A 15,816-nucleotide genomic window follows, 5' to 3' on the forward strand; every position below is an offset into this window, starting at 1 on the left:
ACCATAAGTTCGGGGCTTGAGCAGTTTTTCCTACATCGGAAATTGAGAGCATCTATACCTATAACTGATACTAAATTGCTTTTTATACCCATAAGAAAGAACAATTGTAGGACGTGATATGCCCGTCAGAACGATCCCCAAGAATTATAGAAATGTCACTGGCCGTGTCTCTCTCAGAACCTCCGATGGTGTTTCCGCAGGCTTTGAGTCCTCTTTGGAAAGAGATCTTCTGATTTGTCTCGATATGATGCCTGATGTTGTTGAAATCGAAGAACAGCCAGTCGTAGTTCCTTATGCCCTTGAAGGCAAGGCACACACGTATACGCCTGATGTTTTGTTCAAGTACCGGTCCGGTGTGACCGTCTTGGCTGAGGTCAAATATCGGGAGGATCTCTTTGCCAACTGGAGCGAAATTAAGCCCAAAATAAAAGCAGCCAGAAAATATGCTAAGGACAGAGGTTGGGAGTTTAAGATACTAACAGAGAAAGAAATTCAGACGGTCTGGCTCGATAACTGCCGTTTTCTGCGGCGATACAGTATTGAAGACTGTATGCCTGCTATGGTGGAACATACTAAAGCAGCCATTGAATCCATGAGGCATACGACGGTTTCCGGCTTATTGAATTATCTGAGCGCAGACCGCTGGCGGCAGGCTGAATACCAGACTGTTGTCTGGGCGCTTCTGTCTGAGGGAGGTATCAGTGCCGACCTGACCTCACCTTTAAACCTCAAATCCGAATTATGGCCTGGAGAACGAGAAGCGGAGAGACAGCATGAAGAGTTTTGAGTTCAAGCCCAACATGCGTGTCCGCCGTGAGAGTGACGGTCAGGAGTTTGAGTTGATTGTTCCCATAGATATGGTCAGAGCAATCGTTCGTAATGTCGATACAGGCGAAGCAACCAATCATGCGCTTGCAGAGTTAACTCCTGTCGTTGAAACAGAAAAAATTCTAAAGACTCAGAAGCCTGACCTGGCTTCTATTGGGGATGAAGACTGGAATATTGCAAGACAGCGTTTTGAAATCATCGCACCCTTGTTAAACCCACCTGAAGCAGAGCAACCTTCCGATACCAGAACCCGAGTAAAGATGATTGCACAGCAACATAAACTTGGTGAAGCGACAATCTGGCGGTGGTTAAAAGCATGGCGGGAACAAGGTACCCTGTCTGCCCTGATTCCACAGAAAAGAGGAAATCAGGCCGGTTCAGACAACTTACCCGATGATATCAGCAGCATCATTACTGCTACCATTAATGAACTGTATCTTGATAGCCAAAAGCGCAGTGTCTCCAGTATTTGCCGTGCAGTGGACAGGCGTTGTAAACGGGCAGGTTTGGAACCCCCACATCACAATACGGTGCGTAAGCGAATAAAGCGCTTGCCTATCTATACAGTGACGAAACGTCGGTTCAGCAAAAGTGAAACACGAAATAAGTTTGAACCATCAGTAAAAAACTTTCCCGGTGCTGAAACACCGTTAGCGGTTTACCAGATTGATCATACACCCGCTGATGTCATCCTGGTTGACGAAGTGTCTCGCAAACCGATTGGCAAACCCTGGCTAACTGTCGCTATTGATGTCTTCACCCGAATGGTGGCTGGCGTTTATGTTTCTTTTGATGAGCCTTCTGCAACCAGTGTGGGTATGTGTCTGGCCCATGCCATCCTCCCAAAGGATCAGTGGTTGCAAACACGGAACATTGAAGGTATCTGGCCGATCTGGGGTAAGCCTGCTATGGTACACGCCGACAATGCCAGAGATTTTCGCTGTTCCATGGTTCAACGCGCTTGCGAGCAGTACAACATTGATTTGACCTGGCGTCCGGTAGCTCGCCCTAATTTTGGTGGTCACATTGAGCGCCTTCTGGGAACATTTAATCAGCAGATTCATGAACTGCCTGGTAGCACTTTCTCATCGGTGGATAAAAGAGGCGATTACCAGTCAGAAAAAAAAGCCAGTCTTTCCTTGAAAGAATTCGAAGAGTGGCTGGGAACGCTGATTGTGAATGTTTACCATGAAACACCGCACTCAGCTGTGATGATGACTCCTTCAAAGAAGCTTGAGCTGGGTATTTTTGGTGATGAAAATACTCCAGGCAGTGGTTTGCCTCTGAAGGTGGAAGACGGCCACCGGTTGCATCTAGACTTTCTCCCCTACAGCGAACGGACAGTTCAACGCTACGGTATCGTCTGGGATGAGATTTACTACTACCACGACCTGCTTCGTCGTTGGATTCACGAACCCTGTCCCGATGCCCCGAATCGCAAACGAAAGTTCCTTTTGCGCCGAGACCCGAGGGACATCAGCAAACTGTACTTCTGGGATGATGAGATGCAGCAGTATTTTTCTATTCCCTACCGTAACATCTCACATCCGGTGATTACCCTGTCGGAGCTTCGCAAAGTTAAACGCAAGCTCAAGGAAGAAGGGCTGAAAGATATTGATGAAGATAAAATCTTCACAGCTTATGAGAAAATGCAGGCCATCAGTCAGAAGGCCAAAAAAGACACCATGGCTGTTCGACGTCAGGCAGCCAGAAAAAAATACGGCCAGAAGGCAGCGGCAGCGATTCGGCCCAAGCCGGAAAAAAGCAATGGAAGAGAAATAAGCTTTGATCAGGCAGAGGATGACCTGTTCTCTGAAGACATCAAGCCTTTCGATGACATCGACAAGTCGTACAACGAAAGTGAATGGCAAAAGGCTGAGGACTTGATGCATGAGTGATCATTTGCAGCCCAGTGTTCGAGAGGTGCTCGAACAACCGATTGAGAAGCAGATCAAGTTTGTCAGAAGCCCTGGTTGGATCGGTTATGACTCTGCTACCCAAGTCCTGGCGAAGTTAAATGAACTACTGGATTGGCCTCAATGCCATCGTATGCCTAACCTACTGATTGTGGGTGAAACCAATAATGGTAAGAGTATATTGCTTACCCGCTTCTGTGAAGAACACCCGCCATACTATAAAGATCCTGAGGCCTTTGAAGGTTTTACTCTTCCTGCTCTGTTGGTGCAATGTCCTCCAGTGCCGGATGAGCGAATGCTTTACAATGCTATCCTTGATACCGTCTGGGCTCCCCGTAACGTCAATGACTCAGCCACGAAGTTGCTGGGTATCGTTCTGCGAACCCTTAAACACGCGAATGTAAGAATGCTGATCCTTGATGAGTTGCACCATATGCTGGCGGGTACGACCAAGAAGCAACATCAGTTTCTGAACACAATCAAATACCTTGCCAATGAGCTGCGAATCCCGATTGTTGCTGCGGGTTTGAAAGAAGCTGTCAGGGCGATCAGTGTAGAGCCTCAATTATCCAACCGATTTTCAGTTGTGTCTCTCCCTACCTGGCAACTGGATCGACCCTTCTTAAGGTTGTTGGCCTCTTTTGAGCGAGTGCTACCCCTGGTAAAACCGTCTAACCTTACCAGCAAGGAGTTTGCGACCACGCTTTATACGGCCAGTGAGGGGCTTATCGGTGAGCTGTCCATGATCCTGAGTGAAGCCACCGTCAGGGCGGTCAAAGCAGGTCGATCTCATATCACACCAAAGGATGTAGAGAGCATTGGTTGGGTACCTCCGTCTGAACGGCAAAAGCACGCCAGCACCATTTAATACTCATGACAGGCCGGAATTGTTACTCCGGCCTTGCCCCAAGCCCAATGAATTATTGACCAGTTGGATGACCCGGCTGGCACATCGCTACGGTCAGGCGGCTCCCGCCTTTTACGCTTGCTTATTTGAGAACCCCAGACTTTGGTATCGAGATTTGGATTGCAATTGTCCTGAATCGTACCTGCAAACTTTATCAAGGCGGGTTGCATTGCCTGTCGATACTCTGATTGAACTGTCACTAAAAAACTTCAATGATGTGTTGCCGGTTAACCCGTCCGATGGTTTGCCGCTTTGGGTCATGCCTGTAGGCATCTATCACCGAGAAAGAAAACGTTTTGGGTTGCAGTATTGCCCTTTGTGTCTGGAAGCAGATGGATATTGGCGGCAGCAATGGCGACTGGCCTGGAATACCGGATGTCCAGAGCATCAGATCCAGCTCTGGGATTGCTGTCCTGCCTGTCGCTACCCTGTGCAGTATCATCTTACTGATCCGGCAATACAGGGTTTGTGTCACTGTTCCCAATGTGGCTATGACCTCCGTAATGCCAAACAAACAGTTTGGATTCACAGCGAACCTGCCAAAGGGCTAGTTGAAGTACTGAATGGATCGTTGAAGTCAAAGATAGCAAAGTGGTTATACCCGGGCAATCCAACCGATTTTGCTTTGGGATTACGATTTTTGGCACAACTCATCACGGGGCAGGCACGTATTCGAGAAATGTTAGAGCCACTGGTAAAGATGACAGTACCAAGTCAATGCTCGACCTCAATCCAAAGAGCCGGTCTTTCGCAGAGAGCCTGGATTATAGAAGGTCTGTCAGTACTCTTGGAGCAGTGGCCTGGCCTGTTGAAAGATTTGCTCCAACGGGCAAAGTTACAACCTTCAAGAGTGATGAATGTAAGGAAGAACATTCCTCTCTGGATCAGGTTGGGTATCAATTATCAGGGACAGAGACCAGTGAATGAAGTTCCTCTAAAAACCGGAGTGCAAACGACTGCTATCTCCCCCAAGAGGCTACCGGCATTTACAGCCCAACAAAAAAAAGCCCTTCTCAGATACTTGGATGAGCAGCTTGATAAAGCTTCAAGCCATAACGAATCTTTGTCACAGGCTAAGGCTCTGTTATTGCGTGACAAGGCGTTTCTTCATACCTGCATGGCATTCGATGTGTCAGCGCTAGTCATTAGCCAACTGACTCTCACTTCTGTAGTCGCCCCAAGTAGCAAAAATCAAGGAGCTGGCGCGCTTTATCTGGCGCACCAGAGGCGGATACTAACAACGGATGATGCATTCTGGTATCGATCCATCATTGATTACCTGAAAGAAGCGCGGAGGCAATTATCCGCTGTTCGGGGGTCAGACAACCTGTTTGTATCAAATAAGGGGCATAGTGTATCTCTGCATGCCAGCAAAAGGATTCGTCAGTATTTTAGAGTTGTGTGCCCCGAGGGTGGAGCGGGTTGCAAGGAGCTGCGACCGAATGAAGTAGCTCATAGTGATTTTTCATTACAGGAACGTCTACCTTCAGGTTCTGAACCGACAACACCCAAAGATCTTTCGAGGTGTACCTGTCAAATGTGCTTGAGGAGTTGCTCTAGGCTTACTCTGGATAGACGAGGTGGCAGCTATTTAAAGGTCTGTGATCGTTGTTATCGTCGGCACCATAAAACATGTTCACGCTGCCGAAAATATCGTTCAGTGGTATCCAGGACACCGGAAGGTAAACCACTTTGCCAACGTTGTACTGACAACTCAGCCTCCTTTGTCTGTCCGGTATGTGAGCAGGAAGCGCCTTTTCATAGCGACAGTCAATGCATTCATTGCTATCACCTTGAAAAAGTCAGAATACAGCAGCAATCCATTGAACAAAAAGTAAAAAACTCTGAGGTGAAGCAGCTGGTTAAGAATTTCTGTCAATACAGCCTGACAGTCAGAACAGCATTGGCAACCTGGATGTTATTGCGAAAACACCAGAGCTTTTTTGTCGAGCTGGATCACAAAGCAATTCAAGTGGGCTCTTTCCTTGGGGCTGTGAACACTTTTGATACTCTGACACTCCGAAGACACCTTGTTATCAGACAAGTGCTGGAAAAGTTTCATGGCTGGGCTATTTCAGAAGAGAAAATCAATCAGCAGTGCTCTGAGGATTCCATTCAGCGGCTATTAGCCAGTCATGGTCACTATGGGCTTATAGTGGAGTGGGCTGAATACTTGGAATCTCAGCGGCATCGCTGGAAAGCTCGTACCCGACTGGCGTATCTCAGGGCAGCGGTGATGTTTATGGATAATATGCAGGGGCAGTACCAAGTATCATCTGAAGCGTTTCTCAGTCAAAAACAGGGCTATAAAAACTCTCTTCAGGTCTTTCTGCACTGGTTAAGTGACTTTCGGTTCTCAACCACCGAATAGAAATCCATTTTTGCTGAAACGGAAATCTTTTGGGAGTCCCACCGAATCATCAAATTTTTGGTCAAACGCTAACACAAAATCCTTAATATCTGATGTTCTGCCCTGTATAACCTGATCTGAAATATCCAAATGGGCTGGGGCAGGCTGAGCACGCTCAAAAGTAGAAATAACTTCAACAATAGCCGCCCTACTCGGCCAATATTTCCAATCATACTGTATGGCTAATGATTTCAGGGGTTTTGAAAGATAGGAGTTATACAGATAATTGTTCTCGCTCGCCAGCTCAACCATGTCAGTTATTGACTGATAATCAGCCTTGTTGAAGCCTGTTCTCTCATAAAGTTCAGTCTCACGTCTGAGAGCTCCTGCCAGTTGTTCTGACAGTTCAATCATTTCCTCCTGAAGCCTGTTCAGCTCTTTGAAGTCATTTCTGGCTTGTTTTACATCTTTGCGGCAGTAGTCCTGACTGGTCCAGATATGTTCAAGGGTTAGCCAAAGATACTGATTTTGGGGAGGGTATCCTTCCAGCGTATCTGAATAACCAAAGGCTTCGATTAGCTCATGAAATACCTGTACAAGTTCGTCTGCTCGATCTAACATGCGCTTCATCACAGGCCAGTAGGACATCCATATCTTCTCTTCCTGATAGGTCTTCAACTCCCATTCAATGAAGCCTTTACAGAAAACGGTAGGGTTATCTTTTTTCAATCCCATAGTAAGGAGTCTCCTTTAAATGGTTGTCACCATTGTACGATCTTGAAATCGCTATTTCCGTATCCGAAAGAAGAAAATTGCTTCCCTTAAGACCATCCTGGGGTTGAATTGATAGAGAAAGCACTCATATAAACTGGGTAGGCAGAATAAAGAATAAATGGAGTTATAAGTGAAAAGTCTTGTAGTCACCCCTGGGGATGTTGTTGTAACTGATTTTGGTATTTATCAACATTGGTCGCTTGTTACAGACAACCTTTGTGACAAGGGAAAACCAATGCTGCTCTCAGCAACAAAGAGAAATAGCACCGTTCAGGAAGAACCTTGGGACGTAGTGACGAAGGGAAAGAAAACCTACATTGCCAATGCTCAGAGAAAAAAAGATGCCGCTGAGATGTTGCAAGCAGCCAGGTCACAAATTGGCAGGTGGAAATACTCTGTTGACAGTGCCAATTGCGAACACTTTATCAAGTGGGCATCAGGCTTGGAAGTAACGTCAACGCAAGTCACCAACACTGCCATCGGAGCCGCAACAGGCGCTTTGGCTGTAGGTTTGGTGGCTGAAAACCCTAAATTTATTCATTTCTTAGGTGGGGCGCTTCTTGTTGGCGGAGTGGCTTTGGCCCTCACTCGGGCTGCTCAAAAGTCATCAGAAACTGAATCTAAAAATACGGAGAATGTATGAGCAAATTATCTCAAACGAAAAGATGTGTACTGGATCAGTTTGAATCAAGAACTGACGATTGGACTTTTGGGGCTTTCGAGCAAGCCCTGAAAAAAGCCACGGGTAACAGCTATGGAAACTACCAGACAGCCAAGCTTACGATTAACAGTGCAGCTAAAGAGGGCCTCTGGCCAAAAACTGTCAAGAGGTATGTGTTGACCAACTTTGCGGCACTGGGGTCTTCTCCAGCGGAACTGACTTCTATTTGTACCCAGTACTTAACAAGCATGGACAAAGCAGAAAAACAAAGGTGGGGAATAAAATAACGACCCTAACTCTATTGCTGTTCCTGTCATGAGATTCCGTTTCTGAAGTGAAACGGAATCACTTTAGATGCTGGCTCCTTAGGTGTTCATGCAGGCCAAAGCCCATTATTGTTTTTGGCATTTTTCACTATGTAACCACTGTATGCGCTGCTGCTCCGCAGCAGAGAGTTTCAGTCCATATTTCAAAATAATTCTCTTCCAGCGAGATAGGTACTGACAGTGATACCGGTTGTCAGGAGGTAGCCATTCCAATGGACCTTTAGCCCCCTTTTCCCGATTTACACTGCCTTGTACCGCAAGAAGATTCACTTCATCATTCGCAAATTGTTTACGTCTCTCCGTTGACCACTGATCGGCCCCGTGCTGCCAAGCCCAGTAGAGTGGGATCACGTGGTCAACATCCAGATCTCTGGCGTTATAAAATATTTTTCCAGTATATGGATCATTCCAGCGGCCTCTTTCTACTGTGCATTTGTTCTTTCCTGTATCAATCGTGGATGTAGACTGCTCCAACAAAAGTTCGTGGCGTGTATTGATACAGTCTCTGTCGTCATCACTCCAGTGATCGAAATATTCGCGGCGATATTCTCGTGACGGTTGATAGTTTGATGTTTTCTGCTTTTGATTGAAGTGTGATTGGCCTTTCGGAAGCTGACCTCCGGCTGCCAGGCATTCATCCATAGATAGAAAGGGTTGGAAGTTCTTTGTTCTATCGTAATGAGGGCTAGCCTCACCATGACAAATGCCACCTCGACTCAGCTTGACCACCGATGCGACGGCTATTTCTGACAGAAGTGCAGTATAAAGGAGCAGAGTCGTACCTATGAACTTCATTAAACAACCCTCTGCCTCTGAGCAACAGAATTGTAATAGCCTAAGTTCCGTGCTTCCAGAACTCTGACCAGCTGATGATTTTCGAAGATACCCACTCCTAACCTTATACCTTCAGGCCAAATACCTTTATTGGCATATTGTCGAATTCTGGCTGTCAGATTGCTTTTGATGCCATTGTAACCTTTTAATTCATGGGTATTTTCTACTTCCCAACTACCGATTTTCGGATAGAATTTGACCATCCAGAGGCGGTAATAAATGGCTTCGGGTCCTGTAACTCAGTAAAGCTCTTTCAAATCATCACTACTCAGCAAACGTGGTTTCATTAGGCCCTCCTTGAGTTCTCATGATTGAAATAGCACGAAAAGTTGTTCATTTTCAGCAGTTATACTTAATGGTTTCTCCGATTACCTCAAAGCCATGCTTGGTGTACCATTTCTTTAGTCTGCCTACATCGCCTACCATCTGGCCGCTGACAATTTTAATTCCTGATGCTTGGCAAAGCTCTTTTACTTGTCCGAGCAATTTGCTACCAATACCCTGATTTCGACAGCAGACTTTGCGTTTAAGCAAGGGTATCCAAAGCTTCTCGACTACCTCTGCTCTGACATAAATATCAGCTAAAGTTGCTATGTTTTGTTCTACGGTTAAGTGTGCATGCCCGAGCCTTTCACCTTCATTGTTGCATGCAACTAAAGTACAGCCCGATGGCAATAATTCACCGATTTGTTTAATGGTAGCTTCCATATTTATATCACTAACGTAGTCAGCTCTTTTGCATTGTGTTTTAAGGCCCATCTCTCAATGTCACTTTTAATCCAGCTGATAGCAACAACGGCTACAGCACTCTTGGCTTCATCCACTTTATGAAGTAAATTTTCTCCGCCCCAAAGAGCCAGTAATACCTTATCGTTTCGATGAGGAGAAAACGTCTGACGGGATACCATCCGCATAGTTACACCATGGAAACGAACAGTTTTGCCTTTTACCATGCCCTTCAGTGAGGTTTCATTGACGACCCTGTTGAGAATGCTTCCTTGAATATATTTTAGTGCAGGCACAACCAGTACGATTGCAGATTTATTCTCTTCGGCCAGCTTGATAGCTGTTGCTAACACTGTTTTGAGGGCTTGTAGATCTGCACCTTGCGCGGGGATAAAATATCTTTCTGTCATTTTTTGTGCTCTTCCAACCGACTCTAAGGAGTTGTTTCTGGGTAAAGGGTGAGACTGTCGTCAATTTTTTCTAACAGGCCCTGAAGGTTGTCGCCATCTTTACGCATGCGTAGTTTGATCCGGTCAATCTTAAATCCGTATGGTTTGGCACTTGCAGAAGTTGGCCTGCCTTGAAAGGCGGTGATGAGATCCAAAAAATCAATTTGCTGCCTTTCTGTCAGCGGTTCCAGATGTGACGTATACGCCAGAAGAATACTGTAAATCTCTGAGCTACTTTCAGGTGATGCGTGGTCGCTAGGGTTTCGCATCGCTGCTTTATGCATGCGAGTCTCAACCTCTGCAAGATAGAGTGTATGGCCAGTAGTCTGGCATTGCACCTCCAGAAAATAACACCGACGGCGGACATAATCTCGCTGCCTGAAATCATGAGTGTCATACCATACTTTTGACCAAGGTGGTTCAAACATGGCTTCTTCCGGTGGCAGGGTTGAATATCCACTTTGTGAAGGGTAACTATGGCATATTGTTTTGGCACCGACGCCTTGAGAGGCAAGAAGGCTGGTTAGCTTCCTCAGTTTGTGCAGACCAGCAGGTGTATTTTTCAATACTTTCCGCTTTTCGACTTCAGGTGGTTCTATCAGTGTTTTCGGAAGAATACCCTCACTGTCCAGTGTTGATGTTGGTTTCTCAAATGCTACATCGGTAACGTCAATTTCACCGACTCTTTTGCTAGCACTGGTATAGGTGCTGTTAGTTTTGACTATGGGTGATAAACTGTAACGGTTCTCATCCAGCAAAATTAACTGGTTTGTATTAGCGTGTTTATCACTAGCGATAGTCGAATCGGGCCTTGAGTTATGATCGGCACTTTCCTTCCCTGTTTTCTTGGGTGTTCGCTTTGGAGGATAGCCAGTGGGCGTATTCCCTTGGACTTCTGAACCTGGTTGATTCTTAGGGAAATATTTAATGTGCTCCAAAGGAAATAGCAAGGGGAATTCACTGGCAACAATGTTTGTGATCAACAAGGCTCGTTGACCGTTCACCCATGGAATATCCTGAGAACGAACGAGCATGTTTGCCGGTTCATCAAAGGGAAAGCGGGTTTGGATGCGCAGTGGATAGCGTGTTCCTTTCAACACGTTATTGTTATTTTGAGTAATGAGAGTATTGATAAGTAGATCAATGCCCTGTACTGCAGGAGGTTTTGGCTGGCCTGGCTCATAGAAAATCGCTGGCAGTATTCGTTTCAAATCAGCCGATGAGATGCAGGTATTGGGATTTATATACAGTGTCGTTTTGTCCAGCATTCGAGATTCAAGGTTGAAAAAGCGAGTATCTCTTGGGGCAATGCTGAGGGTGAGAAATTCCCTGGTTATATATTCTGAAGCACAGTAAAACGATCGGAACACCTCACTGCAGGGAAATACGGCTATACGATTACCCTGTTTTGTTGAGACCTGGCCCACCATGCAATATTCATAGAATCCAGATCGTCCAAAATCAAAAACTCCTCGTGGAATATTAAGCAGACTGCCCTTTGATGCAAATTGACAAAGCTGTCTGGTTTCCCAGAATTTGGAGGCTCCGTGAATACGAATGGATGTTAGTTTAGATAGACGTTGGCTTCCGACGACAAGGCCATTTTCTATAATGTCACCAATCTTGATACAAGGGAGATAGCTGGTTTGGACGCTGAAGGTCGTTTTTGTTGCGTTGGCAGTGCCTAGCGATTCACCGTAATAGTTAGCGTGGTAAATATTCTGCTCTGGATTGCCCAGAGAGACCCCCTGAAACCACTTCGCTCTCCATCTCTCTGATTCCGGCATGTATTCCTCTACAGCGCTCTGGTGTTTTTACTGTTGGTTTGAGAGTACAGAAATAATTTACACCGTATAATGAGAGCGTACAATCAAATATTATCAGATCTTTGGCGGACTCGTTCTCTCTGAGAAGAAGGGTCTGTATCGTTAGTGAGGAATTCATCGAAAGTGATGGGACTGATGAGAGTTTGACTCAGTAAGAAGGGCTAACACAAAAAAAGCCCTAACGCTTTCGTTTGGGCTTGTTGATCACTCGCATGAAATCAGCTGAACCAATTCCAGTCAATAATAATTAACTCACCTGAAGCGAATCAAAATAAACCAATCTGCTTTGGTAAAACAATCTTGTCACGCAGATCGATACCTTTACCTGATCTAGGGTTTCGGACTTTTCCTGTTTCACCAATCAGTTCCAGCTCCTTACCGGCCAGCAAGGTGTATAGGGCATCTTTGTACTGTTGAAGATTAGCAGGAGAGTTATTGCACGTCTCTGAAAACAGAAGCTCTAAAGACAACGGCTGATCGGTTGATAGGCGTTTCGGAAGGTCTGCCAGCAGTGACTGGTGTGTTCGAAGACTGGCGTGGTCATCAAATGCAAACTCAATCGGGAGTTGGAAGTCACCGTGCCCTTTCTTAGGGTCATATCCAAGCATTAGTGAGGGTATGAGGTTAGCTGTGGCATTGAGTCCTGGGCCACCATAGTGAACAAAGTAATTGTCGTATTGCCAGTGAGTGTTACACATTTCATCTCTGGCGATGAAATGATTTGAGAGGTGCATCAGCCAATAGGATCGGTTGCTTTTTGGAGACCGGATGAAGAATGAGGTGAAATGTTTAAAACCACTTTTTCGGCAAATCAGGTGGTGTAGAATCTGTTCCATCACAGTCCGGCTGTAATTCCCTTCTCGCAGCTGGCTTTGAAATTCAGTTTCAAAAATAGCCTGAAGGCCGATGTTTTTCATTGCCTGCACAAAGGCGGGTTTGCTGGAATAATAATTAATCACACTGTCGGTGGAGAACGTCAGGATAACTTCTGCTCCTGGGATTTCAGTTCGGATTTTGTACAAATCCTGCATAGGGACATCTTTATAACCGTACTGATCCAATAAAAATATACAGCGATGGTTTTTAGATCTGGGGGCTTGCCGCTTTATGTCTCTGATGACGTCAGGCAGCTTGGTACTGAAACTGCCATTGATCTGCCAGAAGTGATCTTTGTCTTGCTGGAGACCATGTTGATCGAGAACATGGGCAAGAGAACGGTTAGCTGCGGGTGATTTCTCGATGAAGTAATACTGATCCTGAATGCGAAAGTCCTTTGTGCGACTTTCCTGAACCTGCTTTTCCATCTCACGGGTGGTCTTGAGCATGACAAGGGGAGAGCCATCCAATAACTGACCATCTTCAGAGCGATACACCCCACCTCCGGCAAAGCCATCAACAATAAACAGTTTCAGGTGATCCCTCCGAGGATCAGAGGTTAACTTGGAGATATAACGGCGCAGATACTCTCCAATGACATTGTGTTTAACCCGGCTGTGTTCTTCAAGGATTGGCGGGGACACGTTGCACCAATCATAACCGTTCTTTTTGGGCATACAATTTTATCTAAGGTGAAATGCCCTTTAAAGGATATGGTTTTTAAATGTCGTCTACAAGCTGCCTTCTATGATATGCACTGGCATTTCATCCCAGGTCTTTCCAGAAAACAATCGGCCATTCGCCTTCTTGGAGCGTTTCTTGCCATCAGCACCCCATCCGCCCCATTGTTTAAAGAAGAATGAAACATTTGCAGTCTTGCACTGCTCTTGAATGCTCTCTACCCATTCAGGCTTCATTTCCCGAGCATTGGGGCCTGACTCTCCTCCCACAATCACCCAGTGAATGTCCGATAAATCGATTTTTCCAAGGTCTTCCAGAAGAGGTTCTACGGATAAAAAACGGATGCTGCTATCAACTCGCCTGAGCTGGTCGATTCTAGGGATGCCATACTTTTGATCTTCCACTGAAACGCCTAGCCAAGCGTTAGTCGGTGCTTTTTTATCCTGAAAGTACTGACTCATACGATCTGCTCTTTTGGTCAGAAGCTGATAGACATGGTGCGGTGTTTTTTCGATAACAGAGAAAATCTCATCAATAAATGAAAACGGTACCTCTTCATGGAACAGGTCGCTCATGGAGTTCACAAAATACTTGGTAGGCTTCTTCCTTTTGAGGGGCTGGGTCAACCTGTCAGGCATAAGGCTTAGTTTGAAGCCATTTTCGTAGCCTGGGGTATTCATGGCCTCTAAGCGTTTAGCCATGGCCTCTGCATAACAAAACTTACAACCGGGTGATACTTTTGTACAACCAGTAATCGGATTCCAGGTTTGTTCTGTCCATTCAATCTTACTGGTACTCATTAAGTCCTCCTTAATGGCGATGCTCCGTGCACTCTGAATTTATGGTGAGTGATTGTCAATCGAAGATATTATCTCTATTATACTATTCATTATTCGTTTTAAAAAGAATATTGAATATAATATGCAAAAAAAATTATCGATTCTTTTGAAAAAAAGAATCGAGTCTGACGGAACCAATCAGACGAAGCTGGCCAAGCAGCTTGATGTCAGTCAGCCAACGGTCAGCCGCGCTCTTAATGGTAATTGGTCGAGAATTTCACCTGAGATTCGAAAGCTGATGAATTACTGTCAAATGGATGAGGGAGAGGTCAATCCAGCAACGAGCAAGGCACTTATGAAAGCATTGCAGCAAGTTTGGGATGGAACACCACAGCAAGAAAAAGTGCTAGCCAAACTAATTGTTCAGTTCGGAGAATGGGCGCACTCTGTTAATAGCAGGCCGCCCAGATAGCGTTCAAATCACAGGCAGTGGGTTAAAGGAATCGAAGCCTCGTTCCGTTTGGGTACGTGTTTCGGCGTTTGCGTGTTGAAGTGTCAACTTCAATATCACCATTTTTTTCCATAAGCTTCAGCGCCTGGCTTTTCGTATGCCCTGTGTGATAATCAGTACGATCCGAGGCAACAAAATCTTGTATGCTTTCAATTCTTATCCACCCCTGCCCTTTAAACTGCCTGGTCAGTGCGACTTGGAGAGGTTTAAAGTTAGGCTGGAGAGCACCACCCAGCAAGTCTTGATGCTCACTTCCTCGAAAAATCATATTGCCATCAGGTGCGGCTCGCCAGATGGCCTGCTTCATTTTGTCACAACCTAAGCGGCTTTTAGTGGCAAAGAAAATGGTATAAACCAGCTCATTCCCACGATACAAATCAAAATAAACGACTTCTGAAGCCCCAGACCGTTTCAGCTGCTGCTTGTATAAGTTGTAGAAAAAGTCTTTCCTATTTTCTTGGTCAGTAATGTTCCGGCCTTCACGCCAGTCAGGGCAGCCGAACAAAGAGTCGAGGCTGTTTTCAAAGCTGGAAGTGTTTTTAAAGCGGTTGATGTACGAGTACATGAAGGAAATATATAGCTCAGCTCTTGGATTAGAAAGCAGACGAGCCATCGTGTCCATTGAGTTGTCAGTGACACCAAAAGGGTCAATCATTGCAAAGCATGGGAGTTGTCTGGAGCTTTGTATCTCGACCTGATCCAGTAATTCGGTAACGGATGTATCAAAAACGCCATTAATAAAGTAAACGTTGACGTTGGGTGGCAGGCTTGGATAGCGAGCTTTTACCAAGTTAGAAAGGTGGCTGATGCGGCGTTCATCTTTTTCCAGAAAGTAAAAGTCCACCTGACTGCTGATGTGCTGTTTATAGCTATGTTGAATCAGAGCATCCAGGGCAATGATCGGCGAACCAGGTGATCCGCATTCGTATTCTCCGGGTCCGGCAAAGCCATCAATGAACATCAGCTTTGGGAACCCAGAGCTGAGAATTGGCAACCAGGCGTGCATGTATGATTTCAAAACCTGATGTTTACCGATGGTGTGCGGGTCGAGAGGCCAGCAAGTAGACGACGGAGCAGCCATAAATGGTCCTGTGTTGTGGTATCGACAACGTTTATAGACAGAATAAAGTTTCCAGACAAAAGCAACATACTGAGAACTCCAACCTCAAATATTGCCTCGTATGATATCTGCTATCAATAATAGCGGTAAACTTTAGGTTGACTGTCGCTTGTATTCTGGTGGTAAGCCCTTTATCCTAACTCCCCATGCTCTAGTAGAAGCTTGCCGTCCACACAGGCGAAGCGTCATGCACTACTGCTCATAGAACGACCTGATCCTGACTCTTTCTTTAAGTGGACTACAGAATTATTC

At 45.6% G+C, this 15,816-nt stretch carries 15 protein-coding genes; 7 read left to right on the plus strand and 8 right to left on the minus strand.

What is annotated here, in order from left to right; genetic code table 11:
- The first annotated feature begins 118 nt into the window (after nucleotides 1–118).
- The 4 genes from ACO6VG_RS09645 to ACO6VG_RS09660 are packed head-to-tail and all read left to right on the plus strand — an operon-like array spanning nucleotide 119 to nucleotide 6,022.
- Nucleotides 119–787 carry a TnsA endonuclease N-terminal domain-containing protein gene (locus ACO6VG_RS09645; protein ID WP_422473657.1) on the plus strand — a complete coding sequence of 223 codons (669 nt, stop codon included), beginning with the start codon at nucleotides 119–121 and terminating at the stop codon, nucleotides 785–787.
- Nucleotides 774–2,726: a Mu transposase C-terminal domain-containing protein gene (locus ACO6VG_RS09650; protein ID WP_422473659.1), complete on the plus strand. Its 1,953-nt coding sequence runs from the start codon at nucleotides 774–776 to the stop codon at nucleotides 2,724–2,726. Before ACO6VG_RS09645 ends, ACO6VG_RS09650 begins: the two co-directional genes overlap by 14 nt.
- On the plus strand, nucleotides 2,719–3,612 hold the full coding sequence (locus ACO6VG_RS09655) for a TniB family NTP-binding protein (RefSeq protein ID WP_422473661.1): 894 nt from the start codon (nucleotides 2,719–2,721) through the stop codon (nucleotides 3,610–3,612). Before ACO6VG_RS09650 ends, ACO6VG_RS09655 begins: the two co-directional genes overlap by 8 nt.
- A 19-nt stretch (nucleotides 3,613–3,631) precedes the next feature.
- On the plus strand, nucleotides 3,632–6,022 hold the full coding sequence (locus ACO6VG_RS09660; RefSeq protein ID WP_422476273.1) for a TniQ family protein: 2,391 nt from the start codon (nucleotides 3,632–3,634) through the stop codon (nucleotides 6,020–6,022).
- On the opposite strand, the gene ACO6VG_RS09665 is transcribed toward ACO6VG_RS09660, so the two are convergent.
- On the minus strand, nucleotides 6,008–6,736 hold the full coding sequence (locus tag ACO6VG_RS09665) for a hypothetical protein (protein ID WP_422473663.1): 729 nt from the start codon (nucleotides 6,734–6,736) through the stop codon (nucleotides 6,008–6,010). The genes ACO6VG_RS09660 and ACO6VG_RS09665 overlap by 15 nt on opposite strands.
- A gap of 169 nt (nucleotides 6,737–6,905) precedes the next feature.
- Here ACO6VG_RS09665 and ACO6VG_RS09670 point away from each other — a divergent pair, with 169 nt between their 5' ends.
- Both ACO6VG_RS09670 and ACO6VG_RS09675 read left to right on the plus strand, forming a co-directional pair.
- Nucleotides 6,906–7,418 (plus strand): lecithin retinol acyltransferase family protein, encoded by a 513-nt coding sequence (locus ACO6VG_RS09670; protein WP_422473665.1) that lies wholly within the window; start codon nucleotides 6,906–6,908, stop codon nucleotides 7,416–7,418.
- A complete protein-coding gene (locus ACO6VG_RS09675) occupies nucleotides 7,415–7,723 on the plus strand; it encodes a hypothetical protein (protein ID WP_422473667.1) in 309 nt (102 codons plus the stop codon). Before ACO6VG_RS09670 ends, ACO6VG_RS09675 begins: the two co-directional genes overlap by 4 nt.
- 105 nt (nucleotides 7,724–7,828) lie before the next feature.
- On the opposite strand, the gene ACO6VG_RS09680 is transcribed toward ACO6VG_RS09675, so the two are convergent.
- The 6 genes from ACO6VG_RS09680 to ACO6VG_RS09705 form a co-directional block, all read right to left on the minus strand.
- Entirely contained in the window at nucleotides 7,829–8,557 is a 729-nt protein-coding gene (locus ACO6VG_RS09680; protein ID WP_422473669.1) for an HNH endonuclease family protein, read from the minus strand.
- Nucleotides 8,558–8,935: 378 nt separating this feature from the next.
- Nucleotides 8,936–9,304 (minus strand): GNAT family N-acetyltransferase, encoded by a 369-nt coding sequence (locus tag ACO6VG_RS09685; RefSeq protein WP_422473671.1) that lies wholly within the window; start codon nucleotides 9,302–9,304, stop codon nucleotides 8,936–8,938.
- 2 nt (nucleotides 9,305–9,306) lie between these two features.
- Nucleotides 9,307–9,732 carry a hypothetical protein gene (locus ACO6VG_RS09690; protein ID WP_422473673.1) on the minus strand — a complete coding sequence of 142 codons (426 nt, stop codon included), beginning with the start codon at nucleotides 9,730–9,732 and terminating at the stop codon, nucleotides 9,307–9,309.
- Between the two features lie 23 nt (nucleotides 9,733–9,755).
- The gene (locus ACO6VG_RS09695) at nucleotides 9,756–11,558 is read right to left on the minus strand and encodes a hypothetical protein (RefSeq protein ID WP_422473675.1); all 1,803 of its coding nucleotides are present in this window, start codon (nucleotides 11,556–11,558) and stop codon (nucleotides 9,756–9,758) included.
- Nucleotides 11,559–11,863: 305 nt separating this feature from the next.
- Nucleotides 11,864–13,150 (minus strand): three-Cys-motif partner protein TcmP, encoded by a 1,287-nt coding sequence (locus ACO6VG_RS09700; protein ID WP_422473677.1) that lies wholly within the window; start codon nucleotides 13,148–13,150, stop codon nucleotides 11,864–11,866.
- Nucleotides 13,151–13,204: 54 nt separating this feature from the next.
- Nucleotides 13,205–13,954: a phage Gp37/Gp68 family protein gene (locus ACO6VG_RS09705; protein WP_422473678.1), complete on the minus strand. Its 750-nt coding sequence runs from the start codon at nucleotides 13,952–13,954 to the stop codon at nucleotides 13,205–13,207.
- A gap of 52 nt (nucleotides 13,955–14,006) precedes the next feature.
- Between ACO6VG_RS09705 and ACO6VG_RS09710 the strand changes: the two genes are divergently transcribed.
- Nucleotides 14,007–14,405, plus strand: a complete 399-nt coding sequence (locus ACO6VG_RS09710; RefSeq protein ID WP_422473680.1) for an XRE family transcriptional regulator — start codon at nucleotides 14,007–14,009, stop codon at nucleotides 14,403–14,405.
- Between the two features lie 22 nt (nucleotides 14,406–14,427).
- Here the strand turns inward: ACO6VG_RS09710 and ACO6VG_RS09715 are convergent, their stop codons facing one another.
- Nucleotides 14,428–15,525 (minus strand): three-Cys-motif partner protein TcmP, encoded by a 1,098-nt coding sequence (locus ACO6VG_RS09715; protein ID WP_422473682.1) that lies wholly within the window; start codon nucleotides 15,523–15,525, stop codon nucleotides 14,428–14,430.
- Between the last annotated feature and the right edge of the window lie 291 nt (nucleotides 15,526–15,816).

Source organism: Endozoicomonas sp. ALB032 (assembly GCF_049310125.1).
In the GTDB taxonomy this organism is placed as follows: domain Bacteria; phylum Pseudomonadota; class Gammaproteobacteria; order Pseudomonadales; family Endozoicomonadaceae; genus Endozoicomonas_A.

Excerpts from the sequence above, each read along its gene's own strand:
- ACO6VG_RS09685 (WP_422473671.1), bottom strand. The coding sequence starts at position 9,304 with ATGGAAGCTACCATTAAACAAATCGGTGAATTATTGCCATCGGGCTGT.
- ACO6VG_RS09675 (WP_422473667.1), top strand. The coding sequence starts at position 7,415 with ATGAGCAAATTATCTCAAACGAAAAGATGTGTACTGGATCAGTTTGAA.
- ACO6VG_RS09680 (WP_422473669.1), bottom strand. The coding sequence starts at position 8,557 with ATGAAGTTCATAGGTACGACTCTGCTCCTTTATACTGCACTTCTGTCA.
- ACO6VG_RS09695 (WP_422473675.1), bottom strand. The coding sequence starts at position 11,558 with ATGCCGGAATCAGAGAGATGGAGAGCGAAGTGGTTTCAGGGGGTCTCT.
- ACO6VG_RS09700 (WP_422473677.1), bottom strand. The coding sequence starts at position 13,150 with ATGCCCAAAAAGAACGGTTATGATTGGTGCAACGTGTCCCCGCCAATC.
- ACO6VG_RS09705 (WP_422473678.1), bottom strand. The coding sequence starts at position 13,954 with ATGAGTACCAGTAAGATTGAATGGACAGAACAAACCTGGAATCCGATT.
- ACO6VG_RS09645 (WP_422473657.1), top strand. The coding sequence starts at position 119 with ATGCCCGTCAGAACGATCCCCAAGAATTATAGAAATGTCACTGGCCGT.
- ACO6VG_RS09650 (WP_422473659.1), top strand. The coding sequence starts at position 774 with ATGAAGAGTTTTGAGTTCAAGCCCAACATGCGTGTCCGCCGTGAGAGT.
- ACO6VG_RS09665 (WP_422473663.1), bottom strand. The coding sequence starts at position 6,736 with ATGGGATTGAAAAAAGATAACCCTACCGTTTTCTGTAAAGGCTTCATT.
- ACO6VG_RS09715 (WP_422473682.1), bottom strand. The coding sequence starts at position 15,525 with ATGGCTGCTCCGTCGTCTACTTGCTGGCCTCTCGACCCGCACACCATC.
- ACO6VG_RS09655 (WP_422473661.1), top strand. The coding sequence starts at position 2,719 with ATGAGTGATCATTTGCAGCCCAGTGTTCGAGAGGTGCTCGAACAACCG.
- ACO6VG_RS09690 (WP_422473673.1), bottom strand. The coding sequence starts at position 9,732 with ATGACAGAAAGATATTTTATCCCCGCGCAAGGTGCAGATCTACAAGCC.